We start from the raw sequence: 1,142 nt of genomic DNA on the forward strand, positions 1-1,142 counted from the left end.
CTTGTACGGTTGTTCAGGATCGTACATGTCGTCGTTCGGGAGCAAATACCAACGAACAGCACCGGTTGAGTCAACAATGGCATTTTCCGGACCAAACGCCCATTCGAGCGCACCACCCATCGGGTTGTTCCAAACGTAGCGCGAAGCATCGGGCGGCGTGCGGATGATGTTATTGACAAAATATAGACGGTCCTTGAAAGCCGAATCCATCTTCTCGACCGTCACGTCAAAAGTTGTGTGCGACTGCGAATTGAGCCCGTTCGAACGAAGATAGACAGGTGCCGTGTAGAACTGATAGGTATCCTTGAAGTGCTCCGTTTTGCCCTGGAAGACGCGGTCGTATTCGATTTCAACCGTGTTCACGTAGTCCGGATAAAGACCGAAGACCGGCACGCCGCCGTGCGAAAGGAGCTGCGACTCCGAAACCTTGTAGGCGATTTCCTGGCCACCCTGCTTCGGCAGCACGCGAACGCTTGCATTATGGATTTCATAACCCCCGTTGCGCACTACGGCAGTAAGCGGCGCCACTTTGTAGGGATTGACGATGACTTCGCCGATATTCCCCGTTGAGCGGAATGCAACCGCCGGACCTGACGATCCGCCGGAAGCAACGGATACATCGGCAACGAGCACGAACGAAGCACAAATTGCACCTGCAAGAAGCGTAGGAACAAATTTTGTTGAAAAGGACATTTAAAGATTTCTCCACGAAATGCTGCGCGACGCTTGGAGTCTTTTCCGCAACAGACTCGTCCGAGTTTAGGGAGCACCTTAAAAATCCAACAGAAGGAATCGTCCGAAACGATTCTTGCTTTTCGGGAGGCTCGTTCTTAAAAAATGCAAAGCCGGAAAGTCGAAAAGTTCAACCGGTTGAGTCGGCCAAACACAGATAACCTTTTATAGGCATGTATAACGATTTTTCTTATACTAGCTTATATATCGTTATACTTTTATAAATTTCTCTATATTCTTTCCCAAAATGGATCCAGTACTCAACCCGTTTTCGCCTGGAGCCGGAGCTCGTCCCCCTATTCTTGCCGGACGATCTCGTATCGTCGACGAAGCAGTTATTGCGCTTCGTCGTGCGCAAATCGGGAGACCTTTTCGCTCAATGCTTTTTCTCGGTTTGCGCGGTACAGGCA

The 1,142-nt window shown here is 50.2% G+C and carries 1 protein-coding gene; it reads right to left on the minus strand.

Annotated features, from left to right (window positions below):
- Positions 1–693, minus strand: a 693-nt coding sequence (locus tag H6A60_RS11575) for an aryl-sulfate sulfotransferase N-terminal domain-containing protein (protein WP_205104765.1), incomplete at its 3' end; no start/stop codon positions are given.
- Between the last annotated feature and the right edge of the window lie 449 nt (positions 694–1,142).

Origin of the sequence: Sutterella massiliensis (assembly GCF_016899755.1) — a bacterium.
Taxonomy (GTDB): Bacteria; Pseudomonadota; Gammaproteobacteria; order Burkholderiales; family Burkholderiaceae_F; genus Sutterella; species Sutterella massiliensis.